Source organism: Geomonas paludis (assembly GCF_014193585.1).
Taxonomy (GTDB): Bacteria; Desulfobacterota; Desulfuromonadia; order Geobacterales; family Geobacteraceae; genus Geomonas; species Geomonas paludis.
This window is the reverse complement of sequence record NZ_BLXY01000001.1, coordinates 1353384-1368605: the sequence shown is the minus strand read 5'-3', so window position 1 is coordinate 1368605 and position 15222 is coordinate 1353384. Positions and strand designations below refer to the sequence as shown.

Genomic DNA, 15222 nt, shown 5'->3' with positions numbered 1-15222 from the left:
ATCCCGTTCGACTTGCATGTGTTAAGCACGCCGCCAGCGTTCGTTCTGAGCCAGGATCAAACTCTCCAGTTTAAAGTGAAACCGGAAAATCCGATTCTAGTTTGAAACAACTGACTTGTTACATTTTGAAACTCGCAAATGCTGTTTCGTCTACTATTTAGTTTTCAAAGACCAAGCCGCCGTGTTGCGACAGACTCAGCACCCTACCTGAACCGTTGCTGCCTGTCAAGATTTTCTTTCAAAAATTTTTCGAGGCATTTTGCAGTGGCTCGATCCGGAGATCGCGCCCGAAGGACTGTCAGAACACCGCGAGGTGCTTCTGTGGCCCTTCTTCCTGCCGGCTCAATATTCGGTTGCAAAGAACGTCGTTGCTGCGGAGTCCAGCTTTATAGCAAAGCGCATCCCGAGCGTCAACGAATTAATGAATAAAATTCTCTAACCGAAAAAGAAGGGCGAAAAGATTCACTTTCTCCACCCGCCTCGGTTATACTCCGGCCATGTCCAACCTAGCCTTCGCCCTCATCATCTTTTCCGCCGTCATGCACGCCACCTGGAATACCCTGGTAAAACAGAGCCGGCACAAGACGGTATTCATATGGTGGATGTTCATCGCCTCGATGTTCCCCTTCACCGCCATCATCGCGATAGTGGACGAACCGTTCCACTGGCCCGGCCCACACACCCTGGCCATGATCTCCATCGGCTCCGTTAGTTTTGTCCTCTATCACCTGCTCAACGGCCGGGCCTATCGCGACGGCGACCTCTCCATCATCTACCCGCTTTCCCAGACCTCGATGGTGTATGTCCCGATCTGGGGAGTCCTGCTGCTGGGAGAGCGGCTTTCCCTGGTCGGGGTCTGCGGCATCCTCCTGGTCATCTTCGGCACGTTTTGCGTCCAGATGCAAAGGGTGTCGCTGGCCGAGGTGGCCCGCCCCTTTCGCGATCTCAAGAGCAGCGCGGTACGCGCCGCCCTCCTGGCCGGCTTCATCTATTCCATCGGCTCGATAGCCGAAAAGACCGGCGTCAGGGACTACCCTCCCGTTTTTTTCACCTATTTCCTGGTGATCGCCATGCTGTGCCTGATGTCGCTCAACCTGTGCCGCCCCAAGTACCGCGACCTCATTGCCGAGGAATGGCGCACCAACTGGCGCCTGATCCTGTGGAGCGGCCCCACCGTCATGCTCTCCTTTCTGAGCTTCCGCTACGGCCTGAACATGGCCCGGGTCGGCTATGCTGTCCCGGTGCGCCAGGTGAGCATTATGGTCGGAGTCCTGATCGGCATCTTTTTCCTGCGGGAATCCTTCGGCCGGATGCGCCTCATCTCGGCGGCCCTGATCGTGGCCGGGGCGGCCCTGATCCGGTTGGGGTAGGACAAAGAAAGGCCCGCGGCTTGTGCAACCGCGGGCCAAAATCGTTTGTTTTCCGCAGAAGGGGGATCGGCCTGTCTTTTTAACGCAGGTGCATGAACTTCCCTGCCTTCCCGCTCATGCTGGACATCATGCCCGCAATATCATCCATCCGGTCGCTCAGGTCGCGCATCATCCTGTCGCTCTTGTTGCCGATCGTCTTACCCATGCGCATCATTTTCTTGCGGCTCTTCTCACCTGCGCAGGGAGCAAAGAGAAGCCCCAGACCAGCACCGAGCACCCCGCCGCCAACCAGCATCATCAGGCCTGTCATCTGTCTCTTCATCCTTTCTGCCATGATAGCGCCTCCTTTAGGACGATATCTACTGATGCCCCATTTTACCGCTCTTCAAAAAGGGAAGTCTATCCATAAATAGTCCTTTAAATCATGAACTTCATGTCGGCTTCATGTTCCTGACGCAGGTCATGTATTCAAGATGGACAACAAACAAGGTCAGGTGTTAGAAAATATCACAGTTGCCATTGATGTTTTTGGTTGTATGTTTACGTCATCATTCTTCAAGGAGCGGCCCGCCATGCTACTGGAACGACTGATTGAAAAGGCAAACCAGGAGCCCGAGTATGATTGGGATGCGTATTACCAATGGTTCTTCACCGAACAGGCTGGGCACGAGGTAAGCGGCTATACCTTCTGGGAATGCAAAAAGTGTCTTACCATCAACGTACTCTATCTTCCCGCGCGCTACGGGAAATGCCGCTGCTGCTCCCTCATCTACCTGACATCCTCATAACGTTCTTCCAGTCACATCCATTTCCTCTAACATGCCTCCGACTGTCAATTCCTGAACGGCACTGTTACATCTGCAGATCGAAGATCTACAGCATCTCCTTGACCAGATCTCCTAAGGTTTCGACGCCGCGCTCGGCTTTTTCATCCCAGAAGGCGGTCGAGAGCCTGATGAAATTCCGGTATTTTCCGGACAGGGAGAAGATCGCGCCCGGGGTGATGCTGATGCCCCGCTCCAGGGCGCGGTGGAACAATTGCACCGAGTCCACCTGCTCCGGCATTTCAATCCAAAGCATGAAACCTCCGGAAGGACGGGTCATCCGCGTTCCCTCAGGGAAGTGGCGCACCACCGCGTCGGTCATCTGCGACGCGTACTTGGCGTACAGCCTCCGAATCGCCCGCAGATGGTGGTCGTAGCCGCCGGTGGCCAGGAATTCGGCTATGCCCAGCTGGGTCGGCGAGGCGGTAGCCAGGTTGTTCATCATCTTGAGCCGCTCCATCTCCGCCTGGAACCTGCCGCCGATGGCCCAGCCGACACGGTAACCGGGAGCAAGGGTCTTGGAGAACGATGAGCAGTAGATCACCAGCCCCTTGCGGTCGAATGACTTGGCCGCGATGGGACGCTGTTGCGCGAAGGTGAGGTCGCCGTAGATATCGTCCTCGATGAGCGGGATGTCGTGCTGCGCCAGGAGCTGGACCAGTTCGCGCTTGCGCTCGTCGGGCATCACTGCCCCCAGCGGATTGCTGAAGTTGGGGATCACCAGGCAGGCGCTGATCTTGTTGTTCTCGATGGCGTAGCTCAGGGCCTCGATGCTGATGCCTTCACGCGGCGTGGACGGGATCTCCAGGGCCTTCAGCCCCATCTCCGCGATCAGTTGCAGGAAATTGAAGTAGAAAGGGGATTCGACCGCGATGGTGTCGCCTGCCTTGCAGGTGGCCCGCAGGGCGAGTTGCACCGCCTCGACGCACCCCGACGTTATCAGAACCTCGTCGGGACGGACGCTGACCCCGCAGAGCAGCGAACGCTTGGCGATCTGGGTGCGCAGCCGCTCGCTGCCGGGCGGCATCATGTACGAGATGCTCTGGGCGCCGAAGCGCCTCATTTCCGCAGCAGTTATCCGGTTCAGCTTGTCCATCGGGAAGTGCTGCGGATTGGGAACCGCACTCGCCAGGGGGAGGAGTTCCGGCTTCATCATGTTGCGTATCACCAGTTCACAGAGGTCGCTGAAGGTGACCGCGGTCGGCTGCAGGCGCTGGTTTTTTGCCAGGGGCGGCGCCGTGATTTCGGGGACCTTGGGGCAGACGTAGTAGCCGGACTGCGGCCGTGCCTGGATGACCCGGCGGTCTTCGAGCACCGCGTAGGCCTGCATGACCGTGTTGATGCTCACGTTGAGTTTGGAACTTAGCTGCCGGATGGAAGGGAGCCGCTCCCCGACCCGGAAGGTCCCGCCGTCGATGAGCGACACGATCTCGCTCCCCACCCGCTCGTACAGAGGCCTGCACTCTCTCACCGTTTCCAAGGCCATACCACCTCCCCCGTCCTCACCTGCCGTGCGTGCCGCGGCAGGGCTGCCGTCGTCAGAAGCCGCCAACTCTTGAAAGTTACTGGGCAACTGTACCGCATATCCGTCACAGGCCACAGTCACAGTTGTGCTCATTTCAAAAGGGTACAGTTATCATAGACGTGAACTGTTACCATTACAATCCACAATCACTGGATCAGTATTGCCCGCCCCCCTCTGCCAGTCCCAGGTTTGGCAGTGCGGTAACACAACATCTTCTTTACTTAAAAAAGCAGCCTGTCCCCTTTTCTCCTTTTCTCGATGTCTCCTTTTCTCCATGACTCAGAGGTCCAGTAGCTCAATATACTCTCTGCACGAAGCGGAGAACGCCCCCCTCACGTCCTCCCCTTTGCGAAGGGGAGACAGAGGGGATTTGTCTCAGACAGTGGGAGGCAGAACCTTCCGGCAGTTCCGGAGGTCCAATTTTCCCTTTGGCAGCCGGCCCGGCAGCTGGTAATGTGGCGGCGCAACGTCAAAAAGGAAGGAAGTCCCAATGGCACCAGCAACGTCCAATCCGTCACTCTCCATACTGATGCCGGTCAGAAACGAAGAGCAGCACCTGCCGGCGGCGCTCGCCTCGCTGTCGGCGCAAAGCTTCCGGGACTGGGAACTGGTGGCGGTGGATGACGGCTCCACCGACCGTACCCCCGACATCCTGGCGCGGGCCGCCGCGGCCGACGCGCGCGTGCGGGTACTGGCGACCGGCGGGCAGGGGCTGGTGCCAGCTCTCAACCTGGGGCTTGCCGAGTGCCGATCGGAGCTGGTGGCACGCATGGACGGCGACGACATCTCCCACCCTGCCCGCCTGCAGGCACAGATCGGCTACCTGGCCGCGCACCCCGAGGTGGGGCTCCTGGCGACCAGCTTCCACCACTTCCCCCGGCGCCACATCGGCAGCGGCATGATGGGCTACCAGCAGTGGCAGAACTCGCTTTTGTGCCACGATGCCATCCTCGCCGACATCTTCGTCGAATCGCCCTTCGTTCATCCCAGCGTCATCTTCAGAAAGGAAGAAGTCCTGCAGGTGGGAGGCTACCGCGACATGGGGTGGGCGGAAGACTATGACCTGTGGCTGCGCCTGGCGGCGGCCGGGACACGGTTCGCCCGCCTTCCCGAGACGCTCTTCTTCTGGCGCGAGCGCCCCGAGCGGACCACCCGCACCAACCCCGCCTACGCCGCGCAGGCGATGAGACTGTGCAAGCTGCACCACCTGCTGCAGGGATTTCTCAAAGGGGAGCGGAGCGTGATCCTCGCCGGTGCCGGACTCGAGGGGCGTGCCTGGTACCGCATTTTGGGTGAGGTGGGGATCCGGGTCGAGGCCTGGGTCGACGTCGACCCGAAGAAGATCGGGAGGCAGTTGCACGGCGCGCCGGTGCTGGCAACAAGGGATCTTGAGACCAGCGGCACAAAACTTTTGATGACGGTGGGGGCCCGGGGGGCGCGTGCCGTGGTGCGGGAGAGCACCCGGCAGGCGGGCTTCGTCGAGGGAATCGACGCCGTCTGCGTAGCCTGAGCTACTCCTCCTTGTTCTCCTGCTCGACCTGGTCCATGGTGTCCAGCACCTTCTCGGGCTGCACATCCTTGGTCAACTCCTCGAGTTCGGGGTTCCTGGACTCCTCCACACCGAGTTTCTCTCCGATGGCGGTTAAAAGGGTGATGATCCTCGTCACCTCGTGCTCCGCCAACAGGTCGATGTGCAGGTTCAGCTCGGCGCGCCGGTCGGCCGAGGCCTGCATCCGGTTCTGGCTGATGAGGACGAAGGTGGAGAGGAAAATTGCCTCCACCGACGCGAACATGGCGAGTATTACCAGGGTGGGGTCGAAACGGGGCAGGAAGGTAAGCCAGCCGACGTTGATGAGGATCCAGGCACCGAAGAGGACCAGGTGGATGTAGACGAAGGTCATGCTGCCGGTGAAGGAGGTGATGGCGTCGGCCAGCCGCTCCTGCGCTCCCTTGCTGCGCTCCTCGGCTTGGCGCCGCTCCAGAAGAGCCGCGATGTTGCGGCTCACTACAGAGGCCATCGCCTGGTCGGATTCGGGCTGGCGCATCGCTCTCCTCCACGCGCGGAACCCACCCCGGTGGGCTCAACGCCGAAACACTACCAGTACCTCCGGGCAAGTCAATGAAGCGCCGCGGGCTCCCCTGCCCCGCGGCGTTCGTTTTGTCGCCTCACCTTAAAGTGTCACGACGCACGGGGCAGGAGACGTTATGTAGCGGCTTTCCGCATAGCCGGTTTTGGTCGCCTTCACCCGGAAGCTGTAACTGCCGCTGGTGGCTGTGCTGAAGTAGACGTAGTTGCCTGTCCCACTGTAGGCGGGCAGCCAGGCTCCGCCATCGCGGCTGTACTCTACCACATACGTCACGCCGGAGACGTTGCTGTTGCCCCAGGCGATCTGGAACCTGCCGGTGCTGTTGGTTGCCGGCACGGTTATGGACGCGGGGGCGGCACAGGCCAGGAAAACCGTGCAGGGGGTGCCTGTCGCGTAAGGGCTATCGGCATAGCCATTCTTCACGGCCTTGACCCGGAAGACGTAGCTGCCGTTCAGCGTCACGCTTGGGTAGGCGTAGGTGCTGGTACCGCGGCTGACTTCGGTCCAACCGCCGCCGTCACGCTGATGCTCGAGGACGTAGGTAACACCCGCCACGTTGCTGGTTCCCCAGTTGATCTGGATCTTCCCGGTGCTGTTGGAGGCGGGGACGGTGATGGTGGATGGGGCGGCGCAGGCCAGGAAGACCAGGCATGGGTTGGCTGCCCCGGTGTAGGGGCTGTCGGCGTAGCCGGTCCGGACCGCCTTGACCCTGAAGCTGTAGCTGCCGTTGTCGGCCACGGTCGGGTAAGCGTAGGTGCTGGTACCGCGGCTCATCTCACTCCAATCCCCGCCGTCGCGGCGGTATTCCAGCACGTAGGTCACACCGGAGATATTGCTGCTTCCCCAATAGACCTGGAATTTGCCGGTACTGTTGGAGGGGGGGACTGCCAACGATGACGGGGCGCCACAGGCGAGAAAGACAAGGCAGGGGTTAGCACCGACGGTGTAGGGACTGTCCACGTAGCCGCTCTTCACTGCCTTGACCCGAAAGCCATAGCTGCCATTTTGTGTCAGTGTCGGGTAGGCGTAGGTGCTGGTACCGCGACTGAACTCGCTCCAGTCGCCGTCGTCGCGCCGATATTCCAGGACGTAGGTCACGCCGGAGACGTTGCTCCCCCCCCAGGTAAGCTGCACTCTGCCGGTGCTGTTGCTGGCCGGAACGGCTATGGAGGCCGGGGCGCCGCAGAGTAACACCACCGTGCAGGTGTTGGCGCTTACGGTGTAGGGGCTGTCGGCATACCCGTCCTTGACCGCCTTTACCCTGAAGGCGTAACTGCCGTTTTGGGTCACGGCCGGATAGCCGTAGGTGCTGGTGCCGCGGTTTGTCTCGGTCCAGTTGCCGTCGTCGCGACGCATTTCCAGCACATAAGCCGCGCCCGAGATGTTGCTGGTCCCCCAGTAGACCTGGAACCTCCCGGTGCTGTTGCTGGCCGGAACCGTCATGGAGGCCGGGGCGCCGCAGGTCAGGACCACGGTGCAGGGGGTGCCGGATACCACGTACGGGCTGTCCTCATAGCCGCTCTTGACGGCCTTGATCCTGAAGGCATAGCTGCCGTTTTGCGTCACGCTCGTGTAGCTGTAGGTGCTGGTGCCGCTGTAAATCTGGCTCCATCCCCCACCATCGCGGCTGTACTCCAGGACGTACGTCACCCCGCTCACGCCGCACCCCCCCCAGGAGACCGTGAATTTGCCGGTGCTGTTGCCGGCCGGCACGCTGATGCCGCCCGGAGCAGGCAATGGCAGCGCGGGAACCACGAGGACAGTACCGACCCGGCAGTTGTTGGTTTCATTCTCTTCTTCTACCTGGTTGCTGTAGTCGGCGCAGGCAATGAGGTAGAAGGTGCCGCCGGGCAGGGAAGCAGGGATGGAAACCTGCGTGCTGGCGCTGACACAGCTTCCCGCGGCCAGAGGTGCAGTAAGGCTGCGGCTGCCGACAAAGCGATCGTCGGCGGAATAGGCGGCATCGGCGGAGAGCACGAATCCCACCAGGAAAGAGGTCGTGGCACCCGGTCCGTTGTTGCAGACGGTGTCGGTAACCGTGATGCTCCCCCCCTGGACTGCCGTGGGCGGCCCCGCTACCGACTGCACCGTCAGGTCCGCTTTGGCCAAGCGGGTCACGGTGAGATCCTGGCTTTTGGTGTTGCCGAGGGTGTCGCTGGCAAGGACGCGGAAGAGGTTGTCCCCCAGCGCGAGCGGCAGTTCCACCTCGAAATAGCCGTCGCTGGACCGGTAATTCGCGACAACGCCATTGACGGTTACCGACGCCACCCCGGAGGGGTCGGTGCTGGTCCCCGAGATGACCGTGGTGGCACGGTAGGTGGTGCTTCCGGTGGAGGCGGTGGCCAGCAGCGACGGTGGCAGGCTCAGGGTAGCGAAGCTGGTGCTGCAGGTGGAGGAGTTGCCCGCCTCGTCGGTCGCGGTGACGGTAACGTAATAGCCGCTCGCCTCCCTGAGTGCGGCAAGGGTCATCTCGTGCTGCGTGAGCAGCCTTTTGTCGGTGACGCTGGCGCCCAGGGCCGGCGTCGTCCCGTACCCGAGCAGCGTCCCTGACGGTTCATCGGTACGCCAGACCACGGTGGCGCTGGTGTCCGTTTTCGCGCTGACGCCGAGCCCGGAGCAGACCGGCGCCACGTTTTCCACCACCGCGCTCGCCGTCACCACGGTCCCCCTTCCCGACCCGTCATCGGCGTCCTGGTAGCTGACGGTAACGGTGTCGCTGCCGTTTACCTGCAGCACCCCATCGCCCGACAACGCGGGCGGCGCTGCCAGACTAAGCTGACCGGTAAAGATTGCGCTGTCGGGGGCGGTTTCCCGTAGGGACACCATTTCACCGGCAGGTTCACCGGAACTGGTCACCCTGATCGAGACCTGCTCCACGGCCAGGTGGTCGCGGTCCAGTCCCGTGTCGATCAACCGGACCTGCATCGTCGACCCGGTACGGTAGCTCTTGCGGTCGAGGCTCACCGTACCGCGCTGGCTTGCGCCGACGACTCCGGTGACGACCAGGGCGAACGGCTGCGGTCCAAGCGGCACGTTGTAGCCGGACACGGTGACCCGGTACATCCCCGCCAGCGGAGCCTTGACCAGCACCTGTTCCTCCACGTTCAGCCGGTCCGCCGCGCCACCCGGCACCGACTCGCCCGCAGCGAAGACATTGCCCGCCAATCGCGTACCGTCCGGTGCCGTCACCGTGAGGTCCAGGTCGTTGACCAGAGCTTTCGCCGCCCCGATCGCGCCGGGGTAATCAGTCCACGCCAGGGTGACCTTGACGGGCTCTCCTCCTGCCACCGGGAATTCTGCGTCCCACGTCCCTCCGGTCGCGAGTCCTGCCTCGTTGTTGACCACGGCCAGCCTGCCGGCCTCGACCGAAAAAGGAAGCACCCGGTCCAGCTGGATCCGTCCCCACCCCTGTCCCGGGGAAGGGATCGCCCCCTCGGTCCCGGAACCGGTCATATCCTGCGCGCTGTTGATCAGCACCGCTTTCACCAGAGCGCCCGAGGGGAAGAAGGCGTTGGCAGGGGTGGGGGTGCCCAGGGGGTAATAGCCGAGGGTGAAGTACTGGCGCACCAGGGCGGCCGCACCGGCTACGGTCGGGGTCGCCATGGAGGTCCCGCTCATGGCCACGGTGCCGCTGTTGAAGCTGTCCTTGACCCCGTCGGAATCGGCAGATACCAGGTTCACCCCCGGCGCGGTCAGGGTCGGTTTGATGCGGCCGTCGGCCGTAGGCCCCCTGCTGCTGAAGGAGGCCAGGTTCTGGGCAGTGCTGCCGTTGTAGCTCGCCCCCACGCTGATCACGTTCTTGGCGTTGGCGGGACTCCCCACCGTGGAGAGTGCGGAGCCGGAGTTGCCGTTGGCCACCAGCACCAGGAACTCCTTGTGCTCCCACAGGAACCGGTCGGCGCTTTGGGTGAACAGGCTGTAGTTCCGGTCGCTGTTCCCCCAGCTGTTGCTGTGCAGGCGCGCACCTGCCTGGTAGGCACGGCCGAAGAGCAGGCCGAGATCGTCGGGGGGGTAGACATAACTGCTGGCCCCCGGGGTGAGGTCCTGCAGGAAGAGCCTGGCCTTGGGGGCCATGCCGTTGGCGCTGTCCAGCCCGTCCACCGGGGTGCGGTCGCCTGCCAGCGTTCCGCAGACGTGGGTGCCATGCCCGGGGTAGGCGCTGTCGTAGTCGTCGCCGTAGGTAGTGTCGTAGCCCACCAGCTTGCGGTGCGCCGCCCCGATCGCGGTGCCGGCCGGGTCGCGGATCCAGGGGATGTCGTGGTCCAGCCCCGAGTCCCCCACCCCAACGGTCTCCCCTTCGCCGTAGATCCCCCTGTCCCAGATGGAGAGGCGGCCGGGGACGTTGCTCTGGATGACCCAGCGGGCGTTGTCGTTGAAGAGTTCCATCTCGAAGTGCTCGCCCACCCAGATGACCTGCTCCAGCGCGGCGATGTCCGCAATGCCGCCCGCCTCCGCCCGTACCCTGACCGTGTCGCGCCCCACGTCCAGCAGCGCCACTCCCTGCCGACGTAGTTCCGACAGTACCGCCGTCAGCGACGCCGGGTTATCGAGCTTCAACTGCAGGGTCACCGGCTCGCCCGGCGCGGGCTGCAGCGCCATCTCGCGCAACTTGCCATTCATCTTGTGACCGGGATGGAAGCGGGTGACCCCCTCGATAAAGGAAAGTGCCAGCACCTTCTTTCTGGTCGCGTCATCCATGCCGGCCAGGAAGGCGAATTCCGGCAGGTAATCATCCAGATGCACCCCCAACCGCTCCACGGTTCCCCGCTGCTGTTCGGTAATCGGGCCCCTGAACTGCAACACCCACAACCGCACACCCCGCTCCGAGCGGGCCTGCAGCACCGCGGGGACGACACCGTCGCCGGCGCCCCCCACGGCGAGGCCGTTTACGCTAACCTGGTGCCTCACGGTATCTTTGGCCCAGCACGTGGGTCCTTGTGGGCTGGTGAGGGAAAGGATGGAGAGAACTACGAACGAGGCAAGCACCTTCTGACCGCACATGGCATCCTCCTGTCTCTTTTGGTGTTCCCGGCGACCATGCGCTGCCGTCCCAAAATAGAGGCATATCAAGTGCTGAAGACATCAAGGTTTCATGCTGTTCTTTGCGTTGGAGGCTCCCTCCGCAAGGTGGCGACAGACGCTGCTGATGTTACTGGGCCGATTGTACATCCAGGCTTCAAGAGGAATAAATACGAGGATTGGAGTATTTGCTGCGGTATATTGCTCCCCCCCGGCTCCTACGCAGGATGACGTAGCCGCGCCAGTTTCCTACGCGCCATGGGGCGGGCAATCTTCAGTTCCGGTACTGGGGCAGGAAAAGGGAATCAGCCGCCCAGACCGCGGCCTCGAGCCGGCTGGAGACGTTGATCTTGCGGAAGATGTTGTTGAGGTGGGTGCGCACGGTGTGGGGGCTTATGAAAAGGGTGTCCGAGATGCACTTGTTGGTGGCGCCCGCAGAGAGCAGCCCCAGGATCTCGACCTCGCGGTGGGTCAGACTGTGCTGCACCATGTCGTGCGCGACGACCTTTCTGCGTCGGTGGGCGAAACCGTGCTCCAGGATCACCTCGGTCATCATCTGGCGCGAGATCCACAGCCCCCCCTCGAAGATCGCCGCCAACCCCTTCAACACGGTCTGCACCGAATCCTCGGCATAGAAGAACCCTTGGACCCCGACCTCGATGGCCTGTTTCTCTATCCTGGCCTGCCGGTCGAGGTTGAAGAGCACCAGTGAGATCTCACAGGGGAGTTGGCCCATTTTGAGCTGCAGGGATTCGCTCAGCGCCTTTTGCTGCAGATGAAAACAGTCGTAGAGCAGGGCGATGCGGCAGGGGAAGGTCTGCTGATGGCAGAGGATGAAGCTGTCCAGGCTGTCCATGACGCAGCAGCTGCAGATGCTGTAATTTTCAATGAAAGTGGCCAGGAGGGTGTTCTGAAAATGGTTGGGGCCGACGATCACTACTCGAGAATCGGTGCTATTGGCGAGGGAATCTTCACTCATAGCGCACCTCCTACCAAGTATCAGGCATCTGCCCGGCTCTTCCTGATCCCAAACCGCATACGCGCGACGCTCACCAGACTAGCAGCAGCTTGGCCACTGTCAAGAGCCGGCATGATGATCTCGCACCTGCGCACTCTCTGATACGCTGGGGTTCTATCAGCAGCGTTATTCACACCTTCCTGTGACTTCTGATTTCCGCATAGGTATCGAGGAAGTAGCGCAGGTTCGCCATGCGCATCTCGATGTCTTCGCGCCATCCCTCCAGCTTGTCCCACCCCGCTTGCGTCAGCCGGTACACCCTGCGTGCCGGGCCGCTGCCGCTGGTATCCCAGCTGGACACTACCTGGGCCTCGTCCTCGAGCTGCTGCAGGGTGCGGTAGACGGCGGCGCTGTCCGGCTTGAAGAGCGGGATGCGCTGGGACAGCACGTTGAGGACGGCGCCGCCGTGAATCGGTTCCTCGGCCAGGGCAAGCAGGATGAAGGCCGGGAGGTGTCGGTACTGTTGCTTTCTTCTGGGAGGCATCTCGGTTCCTTTCTCGGTCACAACTCTCAGGCAGGGAAGGCGCGCTCAGGCCTGGGCGGCGCCGGTTTCTTCCTCGAGCTCCCGTTCCGGCAGGAGCCGCTCCATCAGGTAGCCACAGGCGAGGATACAGGGGACAGTGAGCACAAGCCGCAGCAGGGCGAAACGCAGGCTGATGAAACTGCTCTCCATCAGTATCATGGGGATCTTGATGGCGCCCCAGGTCCCCAAAAAGATGACGATGTTGGCCAGGCGCGCCCCCTTTTTCCGGAGCGAGACCGCCACCGGGAAGGCGGCATACAGCGGACCGGCGGCCGCGGTCCCCAGCAGCATGGCGACCCCCGCGCCCAGCGCACCCGAATCCGGTCCCAGGTGCGCTTCTACCAGCCGGCGCGGCACCCAGACGTCCAAAAGCCCCATGAGCACCATGACCGGCGGCACTATCGCGAGCACCTCCAGGAGAAACCCGCTGGAATTGAGCGCGGCCAGCCGCGCCGTCTCCGGCTGCCACCAAGAAAGGGCCAGGTTGGCGGCGAGCACGACGAAAAAGAGCCGGTAGTCGACCAGTTTTTCCCTCATAGCAGCACCCCCATGGCCAGTCCGATGACGATGGCCACCACGAAGCTCAAGGCCTGCCGCAGCAGCGTGAAGCGTTTGCCGAAGCACGAGATCTCCATGGGTGCGGTCATGACCCCCACCATGGTCAGCGTGGTGACGAAGGTGGCCAGGCTGGCTGGGGCGGCCCCCAGCTTGAACAGCGAACCCACCAGCGCGAAGGCGATCGGTGCCGGCATGGTCACGATGGAGCCGATGGCTGCCACCAGGCTGAAGCCCCCTATTCCGCCATGGCTGAACAGCTTCCTGATCGCCTCCGGCGGGACCAGGGCGAGCACCAGCCCGACCAGGGCCACCATGCCCAGGATGCGCGGGGCCAGCCCGTGCAGCGACTTCGCGCCGATGCGCAGGGCCCGCTTCGTCTTCTCGGGGTCCAGCCGCCAGGATACCAGCACTGCCAACACCGTCCCGCCGTACAAAACTGCCGACATCATGACTTCTTCCTCCACTGTCAACCCGTGCACGCAATACTGTTAAATACAGTATGGTGTTTCATACGACAAGTCAACTGCAAAAGTCTGAAGTCTCCGGCTATGGCGGTTTTTCACTCAAGATGACAGATCTTTATGTCGATCCTGTCTGAGAGAAGACGACATGTGGCTCTGAGACTATGAACCCAGGAGGAAACAACGATGACCCTTTCCGGAGTCAAGCTTCGCACAAGACTTGGGATAGCCTTTGCCGTGGTAGTGGTCCTTATGACAGTGGTCGGAGGGTACTCCATCAACAGGATGGCGCTCTTCGACGGCAAGGTCCGGTCCCTGATCGAGGACAAGTGGCCCAAGACGGTGGCGCTCAACGACCTCAAGTCCCAGGTCAACGTGGTGGCCCGCGGGCTGCGCAACATGGTCATCCTCCAGGACCCGCAGGAGGTGCAAAAGGAAGAGAAGCGCATCGGGGAGTGCCTCCAGGCGGCCGACAAGCGCATCGAGGAGCTTGGAAAGACCGTGCGCAGCGACTCCGGCAAGGCGGCTCTGAAGGAGCTGATCGATGCCAGGACGGCCTACCAGGAAGCCCAGCACCACGTCATTGCCACCCTCAAGGAGGGGAACAAGGATAAGGCGGGGCAGGAACTGATCGGGCCCATGCGCAAGGCGCAGAGTGCGTACTTCGGGGCGATGGACAAGATGCTCTCCCACCAGGACAAGGAAATGGTGCGGGTCGGAGAAGAGTCGAAGCAGATGATCGACCAGGCGCGCATGGTGGTGATAGGGCTCCTGGTCCTTGCCGTCATCCTCTCGGTCCTGCTGGCCATGATGATCGTGCACAGCATCACCGCCCCGGTCGCGGAACTGATCGCGGTCAACGACCGGCTGGCTGACAATGACCTCACCGTGACCATCACCCTGAGCGGCAACGACGAGTTGGGGCACCTCGCCGACTCCGCCCGCAAGGTGGTCGGCAACCTGCGCGAGATGCTCGGCAGGGTATCGGAGAACTCCAGCGAGATCGCCTCCGCATCGCAGCAGCTAAAGGCCACCGCCGAACAGATCGCCACCGGCGCCGAGGAGCTCGCCTCCCAGACCGGGTCGGTGGCAGTCGCCAGCGAGGAGATGGCGGCCACCAGCGGCGATATCGCCCAAAACTGCGTCCGCGCCGCCGAGGCCTCCCGCCAGAGCAGCGAGTCGGCGGCGCAGGGGGGGCACGTGGTGCAGGAGACCATAGCGGGCATGGTGCGCATCGCCGAGCGGGTCAAGGACAGCGCCGCCACGGTGGAGAGCCTCGGGGCGCGCTCGGAGCAGATCGGCGACATCATCGCCACCATAGAGGACATCGCCGACCAGACCAATCTCCTCGCGCTCAACGCCGCCATCGAGGCGGCGCGCGCCGGCGAGCAGGGACGCGGCTTCGCCGTGGTGGCTGACGAGGTGCGCGCCCTTGCGGAGCGGACCACCAGGGCCACCAAGGAGATCGGCAACATGATCAAGGCCATCCAGGACGAAACCAAGGCGGCGGTCAGCGCCATGGAGGAGGGGGTGGTCGAGGTGGAAAAGGGGACCCAGTCGTCCCAGCAGTCGGGCGAGGCGCTGCAGATGATCCTGCAGCAGATCGGCGAGGTCACCATGCAGGTGAACCAGATCGCCACCGCGGCCGAGGAGCAGACCGCGACCACCAGCGAGATCACCATGAACGTGCAGCAGGTCACCGACGTGGTGCAGCACACGGCGCGCGGCGCCAACGAGACCGCTGCCGCGGCGTCGCAGCTGGCGCACAGCGCCCAGAGCCTGGAAAGCCTGGTGCGGCAGTTCCGGCTGTAAAAGCGGTCACAGGGGCGAAAGGAAA

Annotated in this window: 13 protein-coding genes and 1 rRNA gene; 5 read left to right on the top strand and 9 right to left on the bottom strand. The window is 62.5% G+C overall.

What is annotated here, in order from left to right; genetic code table 11:
• Window positions 1-72 (bottom strand): 16S ribosomal RNA (locus H7687_RS05680); the annotation flags it as partial.
• Window positions 73-259: 187 nt separating this feature from the next.
• On the opposite strand from H7687_RS05680, the gene H7687_RS05675 reads away from it, so the two are divergent.
• Window positions 260-439, top strand: coding sequence for a hypothetical protein (locus tag H7687_RS05675; protein WP_183345966.1), 180 nt, complete (start codon window positions 260-262; stop codon window positions 437-439).
• 58 nt (window positions 440-497) lie between these two features.
• Window positions 498-1370: an EamA family transporter gene (locus tag H7687_RS05670; protein WP_183345965.1), complete on the top strand. Its 873-nt coding sequence runs from the start codon at window positions 498-500 to the stop codon at window positions 1368-1370.
• 79 nt (window positions 1371-1449) lie between these two features.
• Here H7687_RS05670 and H7687_RS05665 read toward each other — a convergent pair whose 3' ends face one another.
• A complete protein-coding gene (locus H7687_RS05665) occupies window positions 1450-1704 on the bottom strand; it encodes a YtxH domain-containing protein (RefSeq protein WP_246404621.1) in 255 nt (84 codons plus the stop codon).
• Between the two features lie 139 nt (window positions 1705-1843).
• On the opposite strand from H7687_RS05665, the gene H7687_RS05660 reads away from it, so the two are divergent.
• Entirely contained in the window at window positions 1844-2158 is a 315-nt protein-coding gene (locus H7687_RS05660; protein ID WP_246404618.1) for a hypothetical protein, read from the top strand.
• An 85-nt stretch (window positions 2159-2243) separates the two neighbouring features.
• On the opposite strand, the gene H7687_RS05655 is transcribed toward H7687_RS05660, so the two are convergent.
• Window positions 2244-3680 carry an aminotransferase-like domain-containing protein gene (locus H7687_RS05655; protein WP_183345962.1) on the bottom strand — a complete coding sequence of 479 codons (1437 nt, stop codon included), beginning with the start codon at window positions 3678-3680 and terminating at the stop codon, window positions 2244-2246.
• A gap of 529 nt (window positions 3681-4209) precedes the next feature.
• On the opposite strand from H7687_RS05655, the gene H7687_RS05650 reads away from it, so the two are divergent.
• On the top strand, window positions 4210-5229 hold the full coding sequence (locus tag H7687_RS05650) for a glycosyltransferase (RefSeq protein WP_183345960.1): 1020 nt from the start codon (window positions 4210-4212) through the stop codon (window positions 5227-5229).
• A gap of 1 nt (window position 5230) precedes the next feature.
• Here H7687_RS05650 and H7687_RS05645 read toward each other — a convergent pair whose 3' ends face one another.
• From H7687_RS05645 to H7687_RS05620, 6 genes are all read right to left on the bottom strand, one after another.
• On the bottom strand, window positions 5231-5764 hold the full coding sequence (locus tag H7687_RS05645; RefSeq protein ID WP_183345958.1) for a DUF1003 domain-containing protein: 534 nt from the start codon (window positions 5762-5764) through the stop codon (window positions 5231-5233).
• 126 nt (window positions 5765-5890) lie between these two features.
• Complete coding sequence (locus H7687_RS05640) at window positions 5891-10807, bottom strand: S8 family serine peptidase (RefSeq protein ID WP_183345956.1); 4917 nt, start codon at window positions 10805-10807, stop codon at window positions 5891-5893.
• Window positions 10808-11099: 292 nt separating this feature from the next.
• A complete protein-coding gene (locus tag H7687_RS05635) occupies window positions 11100-11804 on the bottom strand; it encodes a helix-turn-helix transcriptional regulator (protein WP_183345954.1) in 705 nt (234 codons plus the stop codon).
• A 169-nt stretch (window positions 11805-11973) separates the two neighbouring features.
• Window positions 11974-12327, bottom strand: a complete 354-nt coding sequence (locus H7687_RS05630) for a helix-turn-helix transcriptional regulator (protein WP_183345952.1) — start codon at window positions 12325-12327, stop codon at window positions 11974-11976.
• Between the two features lie 45 nt (window positions 12328-12372).
• Window positions 12373-12903: a permease gene (locus tag H7687_RS05625; RefSeq protein ID WP_183345949.1), complete on the bottom strand. Its 531-nt coding sequence runs from the start codon at window positions 12901-12903 to the stop codon at window positions 12373-12375.
• On the bottom strand, window positions 12900-13373 hold the full coding sequence (locus H7687_RS05620) for a permease (protein ID WP_183345947.1): 474 nt from the start codon (window positions 13371-13373) through the stop codon (window positions 12900-12902). Before H7687_RS05620 ends, H7687_RS05625 begins: the two co-directional genes overlap by 4 nt.
• Before the next feature lie 198 nt (window positions 13374-13571).
• On the opposite strand from H7687_RS05620, the gene H7687_RS05615 reads away from it, so the two are divergent.
• Entirely contained in the window at window positions 13572-15197 is a 1626-nt protein-coding gene (locus H7687_RS05615; protein WP_183345945.1) for a methyl-accepting chemotaxis protein, read from the top strand.
• Window positions 15198-15222: the final 25 nt, after the last annotated feature.